Consider the following 6775-nt stretch of genomic DNA (forward strand, 5'->3'; position numbering starts at 1 on the left):
GGCACATTCGGAGCATGAGAAGGACACTTATCGCCACCGGGCTACTGGCCGCGTTCGCCCTGACCGGCTGCGGCGGTCAGCAGAGCGGCACCGGAGTCGCCTCCGTAGCGGCCGGGAGCTCGGCCAAGCCCTCCGCCAGCGCGTCGCCGAGCACCACGGCCGACCCGCAGGAGCAGGGCAGGAAGTTCGCCCAGTGCATGCGCGAGCACGGCGTCCCCATGGAGGACCCCGACCCCAACGGCGGCGGCGGTCTCACCACGATCGGCCAGGGCGTCGACAAGAAGAAGGTCCAGGAGGCCGCCGAGGCCTGCCGGGCCTACGCCCCGTTCAAGGACCGCGCCGACCTCAAACCGGAGGACGTCGAAAAGCTCCGCCAGTTCGCCCAGTGCATGCGCGAGAACGGCGTGAACATGCCCGACCCCAACCCCGACGGCAGCTTCGCCAACGGCACCGTGGGCAAGCTCAACCGCAACGACCCCAAGTTCCAGAAGGCGCTGGAAGCCTGCAACAAGAAGTTCCCCAGGATGGGAGGGGGCAAGTGACGCAGGTGAAGGAGAAGAACGAGCGGGCCGTGCGCGCGTTGCCGCCACGCCGCCGCAGCCCGCTGCGGGTCCTGGCGTGGACGGGCGGCGCCGCGCTGCTCGCCGCCGCCGTCGCGGCCGCCGCCGTGGGCTTCGGCGGCAACGGCACGGGTACGGCCGTCGCCACTCGCACAGCCCCCGCCACCGCGAAGGTGACCCGCACGACCCTCACCGCGACCAAGACCGTGGACGGCACCCTCGGCTACGGCGACACCTTGACCGTCACCGGCAAATCCCAGGGCACGATCACCTGGCTCCCCGGAGAGGGCTCCACCATCACCAGGGGCCACGGCGTCTACAGCGTGGACGCCGACCGCCGCCCCCTCCTGTACGGCACCATGCCCCTCTACCGCACCCTGGAGGACGGCGTCGAAGGCAGGGACGTCGAGCTGCTCGAACGCAACCTGGACAAGCTCGGCTACACCGGCTTCGACGTGGACAACGAGTTCACCTGGACCACCAGGGAAGCGGTCGAGGACTGGCAGGAGGACCTCGGGCTCGACGTCACCGGCAAGGTGCAGCCCGGCGACGTCGTGGTCGCCGACGGCCAGATCCGCGTCGCCGAGCTCAAGAAGACCCTCGGCGACGCGGCGAGCGGGCAGGTGCTCTCCGCCACCGGCACCACCCGCGAGGTGCTCGTCAACCTCGACGTGGCCGACGAGCACCTGGTCAGGAAGGGCATGAAGGCCACCGTCGAGCTCCCCGACGGCAGCACGGTGAACGGCAAGGTCACGAGCGTCGGCAAGGTCGCCACCGAGACCACCAGCGGCAACGACACCACCACCACGGTCGAGGTGAAGGTCTCGGTGAGCGGGCTGAAGAAGTCGTTCGACGCCGCGCCCGTGGACGTCACCATCGTCTCGGACCAGCGTGAGGACGTGCTGGCCGTACCCGTCGGAGCGCTGGTCGCACTGGCCGAGGGCGGCTACGGCGTACAGGTCGTGGAGGGCGCCGCCACCCGCTACGTCGCGGTCGAGACCGGCATGTTCGCCGACGGCAAGGTCGAGGTCACCGGCGTGGACGAGGGCATGACCGTGGCGGTGCCCAAGTGATCGTCGAACTGCACGACGTGAGCAAGGAGTACGGCGAGGTCGCCGCGCTGCGCGGGGTCTCGATGGGCATCGGCTACGGCGAGCTCGTCGGCATCGTCGGCCCGTCGGGCTCGGGCAAATCGACCATGCTCAACATGATCGGCACCCTCGACCGCCCGTCCGGCGGCCTGGTCCGGATCGCCGGGCACGACGTGCTCTCGCTCACCGACAAGCAGCTGTCCGCCCTGCGCGCGAACGCCATCGGCTTCGTCTTCCAGCAGTTCCACCTCGCCGCCGGGGTGCCCGCCCTGGACAACGTGGCCGACGGCCTGCTGTACGCGGGCCCGTCCCTGCGCGAACGGCGGCTGCGCGCGTACGACGCCCTGGAACGCGTGGGGCTCGGGCACCGGCTCGGCCATCGCCCGCACGAGTTGTCCGGCGGCGAGCGGCAGCGCGTCGCCATCGCCCGCGCCGTGGTCGGCGAGCCGCAACTCCTGCTGGCCGACGAGCCGACGGGCAACCTCGACTCCCGCTCCGGAGCCGGGGTGATGGACCTGCTGCGCGAGCTGAACGCGGGCGGCACCACCGTGGTCATCATCACCCACGACCGCGACATCGCCGCCTCGCTGCCCCGGCAGGTCGAGATGCTCGACGGCAGTGTCGTGCAGGAGGCGCGCAATACGACTCGGGTGGACGGGGTGCGGATATGACGGTGTTGGTATCGGCCCGGATGCGACCTCGAGACGTGATCAGGGTCGGCGGGTCGGGCCTGCGGGCCAGGCCGCTGCGGGTGTTCCTGTCGGCGCTCGGCATCGCCATCGGCATCGCCGCCATGCTCGGCGTCGTCGGCATCTCCGCCTCCAGCCAGGAGGACCTCAACCGGCAACTCGCAGCGCTCGGCACGAACCTGCTGACCGTGTCGCCGGGCCAGACCCTGTTCGGCGAGGGGTCGCACCTGCCCGAGGAGTCCGAGGGCATGATCGGCCAGATCGCCCCCGTCACCGCGGTCACCGCGACCGGCACCACCCCCGCCAAGGTCTACCGCAACGACCACATCCCGGAGGCGGAGACGGGCAGCATCTCCGTCACCGCCGCCCGCCTCGACCTGCCCAAGGACGTCGGCGCCGGCCTAGTCAGCGGCGCCTGGCTGAACGAGGCCACCCACCGCTACCCCGCCACCGTGCTCGGCGCCAAGGCGGCCGACCGGCTCGGCGTCGTCCAGGCGGGACCCGAGCAGCGGGTCTGGCTGGGCGGGCAGTGGTTCACCGTCGTCGGCGTGCTCGCCCCCGCGCCGCTGGCCCCCGAGCTCGACACGGCCGCCCTGGTCGGCTGGCCGGTCGCGGAGGAACGGCTGGGCTTCGACGGGTACGCCACCACGATCTACGCCAGGGCGCAGGAAGCGTCGGTCGTCGCGGTCCGCGACGTGCTCGCCGCCACCGCCAACCCGGAGTCACCCAGCGAGGTCGAGGTCTCCAGGCCGTCGGACGTGCTGGCCGCCAAGCAGGCCACCGACGCCACGCTGAACGCGCTCCTGCTCGGTCTCGGCGGGGTCGCGCTACTGGTCGGCGGCGTGGGCGTGGCCAACACGATGGTCATCTCGGTGCTGGAGCGCCGCGCGGAGATCGGCCTGCGCCGCTCGCTGGGCGCCACGCGCGGGCAGATCCGCATCCAGTTCCTGGCCGAGTCGCTGCTGCTGTCGGCCATCGGGGGCGTCGGCGGCGTGCTGCTCGGCATCGGCGTCACCGCCGCGTACGCCAGCTTCCAGACCTGGCCCGCGATCGTGCCGGTCTGGGCAATGCTCGGCGGCGTCTTCGCCACCTTGATCATCGGCGGCATCGCAGGCTTCTACCCGGCGGTACGCGCCGCGCGCATGTCGCCGACGGAGGCCCTGGCTACTCCGTGACCACGATGATCCTGACGAGATGCCCGTGCGACTTGAAGATCCCCGGAGGGTCGCCGGGCATCACGCGCCCGCACCTCGTAGCAGCCGCTCGCCCAGCACCTCACAGCCCGGCACGGCGGGCAACATCGCCGCCGCGTCACTCACGCCCGTGAACCTGCTCCACATGTCCGATTGTTACAAGAGAACGGCGCGGGCTGGGGGATAGCTTCGCCGTGAGAACCGGCTTTCCCCTTGAGAAGGATCCCGCTGACATGGATGTGCTGGACCGGGCAGAGAGATATCTGCAGCTTCACGGCAGGCTGATCGACAGGATGCGCTTCGCGGCGCTGTTCGCGGACGGGCCGCGCGAGCGGGTGCTCGACGTCCTGCGCTGCTACCAGAACGCCGACGGCGGGTTCGGCAACGCGCTGGAGCCCGACCTGCGCGGCGCGGGCAGCCAGCCGGAGCCGGTCGAGGTGGCGTTCTGGATCCTGGACGAGCTCGACGCCTTCGACTCGCCGATGGTGCCCGCCGCCTGCGACTACCTGGCCCGCGTCAGCGCCTCGGACGGCGGCGTGCCGTTCGTCCTGCCGTCCGTCCGCGACACGCCGCGCGCGCCGTGGTGGCAGACCGACGACGACCCGCCGGGCACCCTCATTCCCACCGCGTCGGTCGCGGGGCTGCTGCACAAACACGGCAGCACGCATCCGTGGCTGGCGACCGCCACTGACTTCTGCTGGTCGCGGATCGCCGCGCTGAGCGAGACCAGTCCGTACGAGGCTCGCTCCGTGGTGACGTTCCTGGACCTGGTGCCGGACCGGGGCCGGGCGGAGGCGGAGTTCGCCCGGCTGCGTGACGCCATCCTGGCGACCGTCGCCCTCGACCCGGACGAGGCGGGCGAGGCGCACTTCCCGCTGGACTTCGCGCCCTCGCCGCTGCGGCTGCCGCTGTTCAGCCAGGAGGTGCTGGACGTCCACCTCGACGCGCTCGCCGCCGCCCAGTCCGCCGACGGGGGCTGGAACGGCAACTGGCCGATGTGGACGCCGCTGGTGGAGCACGAATGGGGCGGCTACGTCACCGTACAGAGGCTCAGGACGCTGCGCGCGTATGGTCGGCTGCCCTGAGGTGGCTCTGTCGGTGAGGAGGCGTACGTTGGGGGCATGTACCTCGAACGACCTCCCGACCAGGATCTCGCCGGGCGCGTCGCCTGCGTGTGGCACCAGGTCGCCGAGGCGGACACCACCCAGCTCGTGGTGCCCGACGCCTGCGTCGACCTCATCTGGGGTCCCGAGGGCCTGTTCGTGGCCGGGCCAGACACGGGGCCCATGCCCACGCCCATGAGAGCGGGCGACACCTTCGTGGGCATCCGCTTCAAACCGGGCGTGGCAGGCGACGTCTTCGGAGTGCCGCTCCAGGAACTGCGCGATCAACGCGTCTCCGTGTCCGACCTCCCAGCCCTCAGGCTCTGGCTCGATCCCGCGGGTCCTGAGACCACCATCCCTTCACGCCTCGACGCCGCGGGCCGTGAGACCGTCATGCGGTCACGCCTCGACGGCATGCGCTCGGCCGTCAGAGGGCGTCTGAGCCGGTCAGCCTCCGTCGACCCGGCCGCCCCCGCCATCGCCACGGCACTGCGCGGGGGCCACACGGTCGGAGCGGTGGCCTGGGATCTCGGCCTCAGCGAACGCCAGCTCCAGCGCCGCAGCCTGACGGCCTTCGGCTACGCCCCGAAGACCCTCCAGCGCATCGTCCGCTTCCAGCGTGCGCTGCGGCTGGCCCGCGCCGGCGTCCCGCTGGCCGAGGTGGCCGTCACGGCGGGCTACACCGACCAGGCGCACCTGTCCCACGACGTCAAGCGGCTCAGCGGGGTGCCGATGAGCAGCCTCGTCTCACCCGTTCGGGAGCTTGCCTGAAATGAGCGCCTGCGCCCACTTGGCGCTCGGATCGCTGTCCACCAGCAACGCCCGCGTCAGCAGGCTCAGCGGAATGGCGAGAATGGCGCCCAGCGGCCCCAGCACGAAAGTCCAGACAATCAGCGAGATGAACGTCATCGTCGTCGACAAACCCACGGCGTCACCCAGGAATTTGGGCAGGATGAGCGATTGGGTGACGACGTTGATGACGATATACGCGGCGATGACGAGCAACATTGTCCGCACACCGCCGTCCAGCAGGGCGAGCATGGCGGGCGGCAGCAGGGCGATGACGAAACCGATGTTGGGGATGTAGTTGGCGATGAGCGCGAGCACACCCCAGAGCAGCGGCAGCGGCACATCCAGCAATGACAGGGCGATGACGTCGAGTATCGCGTTCATCAGCCCGAAGACGGTGGAGACGATGAGATAACGCCTGGTTTTGTGCGCGAACACGCCGAGCGCGGTCACCAGTCGCGGCCTGCTCCCCTCACCGTCCGCCAGGATTTTCGCGGTCACGGGCGCGTCAAGGCACATCGCCAGCAAAACCACGACAATGAGAAAGAGCCCGGAGAGAACTCCGATCAAACCGCCGAGCAGGCTCTGCGCCAATCCGAGGATCTTGCCGGGATCGAACGCCTGCATCGCTCTGTCGAGCACCTCGTTGCTGAGGCCGTGCGTGGTGGCCCACTGCTGCGCGTCGGTGAGGAGCTGCTGGAACTGGCCGGTGTACGTCGGCAGCAGCGCGGCGAGTTGGGTGGCCGAGATGGTCAGGATGCCGGCCATGCCCAGGAGCACCAGCAGGACGATGAGGAACGGCACCGCGACCTGGAGCCAGATGGGAGCCTTCCTGACGTCGAGCCAGCCGCGGACCGGGGCGACGGCGATGACGAGCACGAGGGCCAGCACCACGGGGCCGACGATCGAGGCGACCTCTCGAATGCCGAAGAGGACGACCACCGCGGCGGCGATGCCCACCAGGATGATGAGCGCCCTGGGGACTGGTTGATCTCGCACGCCCGGTACCTACCCCCGGCGGACGGGCGAACCATCGATTTGACGGTTCCGGGAGGCGTACATAGAGTTCAGCAGTCCCGCGAGGACGGCGATGATCGCCGGGCTCACTCGGGGACGACCTCCAGACACTTCCACTCCGGTGAGACGTTCGCGTCTGCTCGGATGGGCTGGTAAGTTTGAGGGGTTGTCCCGGATCGGGACGCGACTTAATTTCCGCAGGTTGAGCGAGTCGGGTCAATTTGACAGAGACTTGAACGGCTGAAAGAATTAGGGCATAACGAAATGAACGCCTCCGGGTGAGGGACCTGCGGGTTTCCGGGTTTGGGGTACGCGTCCGTTTCTTGAGAACTC

The 6775-nt window shown here is 69.9% G+C and carries 7 protein-coding genes; 6 read left to right on the forward strand and 1 reads right to left on the reverse strand.

The genetic code is table 11. The features are described 5' to 3' along the window. The first annotated feature begins 14 nt into the window (after window positions 1-14). The 6 genes from ACFLIM_RS31445 (at window position 15) to ACFLIM_RS31470 (ending at window position 5407) form a co-directional block, all read left to right on the forward strand. A complete protein-coding gene (locus ACFLIM_RS31445; RefSeq protein WP_393171631.1) occupies window positions 15-542 on the forward strand; it encodes a hypothetical protein in 528 nt (175 codons plus the stop codon). After that, window positions 539-1633: a peptidoglycan-binding protein gene (locus ACFLIM_RS31450; protein WP_393171633.1), complete on the forward strand. Its 1095-nt coding sequence runs from the start codon at window positions 539-541 to the stop codon at window positions 1631-1633. Before ACFLIM_RS31445 ends, ACFLIM_RS31450 begins: the two co-directional genes overlap by 4 nt. Beyond that, a complete protein-coding gene (locus ACFLIM_RS31455) occupies window positions 1633-2322 on the forward strand; it encodes an ABC transporter ATP-binding protein (RefSeq protein WP_393171646.1) in 690 nt (229 codons plus the stop codon). Before ACFLIM_RS31450 ends, ACFLIM_RS31455 begins: the two co-directional genes overlap by 1 nt. Next, a complete protein-coding gene (locus ACFLIM_RS31460; protein WP_393171635.1) occupies window positions 2319-3515 on the forward strand; it encodes an ABC transporter permease in 1197 nt (398 codons plus the stop codon). Before ACFLIM_RS31455 ends, ACFLIM_RS31460 begins: the two co-directional genes overlap by 4 nt. 251 nt (window positions 3516-3766) lie before the next feature. Beyond that, window positions 3767-4618, forward strand: coding sequence for a hypothetical protein (locus ACFLIM_RS31465; protein WP_393171637.1), 852 nt, complete (start codon window positions 3767-3769; stop codon window positions 4616-4618). Between the two features lie 36 nt (window positions 4619-4654). Then, a complete protein-coding gene (locus ACFLIM_RS31470; RefSeq protein WP_393171639.1) occupies window positions 4655-5407 on the forward strand; it encodes a DUF6597 domain-containing transcriptional factor in 753 nt (250 codons plus the stop codon). Here the strand turns inward: ACFLIM_RS31470 and ACFLIM_RS31475 are convergent. Next, window positions 5384-6424 carry an AI-2E family transporter gene (locus tag ACFLIM_RS31475; protein ID WP_393171641.1) on the reverse strand — a complete coding sequence of 347 codons (1041 nt, stop codon included), beginning with the start codon at window positions 6422-6424 and terminating at the stop codon, window positions 5384-5386. The genes ACFLIM_RS31470 and ACFLIM_RS31475 overlap by 24 nt on opposite strands. Window positions 6425-6775 lie beyond the last annotated feature (351 nt).

Source organism: Nonomuraea marmarensis, assembly GCF_043197025.1.
Lineage (GTDB): Bacteria > Actinomycetota > Actinomycetes > Streptosporangiales > Streptosporangiaceae > Nonomuraea > Nonomuraea marmarensis.

What these genes read in the sequence shown, in the direction of transcription:
- ACFLIM_RS31445 (WP_393171631.1), top strand. Translation starts at nt 15, where the DNA reads ATGAGAAGGACACTTATCGCCACCGGGCTACTGGCCGCGTTCGCCCTG.
- ACFLIM_RS31460 (WP_393171635.1), top strand. Translation starts at nt 2,319, where the DNA reads ATGACGGTGTTGGTATCGGCCCGGATGCGACCTCGAGACGTGATCAGG.
- ACFLIM_RS31470 (WP_393171639.1), top strand. Translation starts at nt 4,655, where the DNA reads ATGTACCTCGAACGACCTCCCGACCAGGATCTCGCCGGGCGCGTCGCC.
- ACFLIM_RS31465 (WP_393171637.1), top strand. Translation starts at nt 3,767, where the DNA reads ATGGATGTGCTGGACCGGGCAGAGAGATATCTGCAGCTTCACGGCAGG.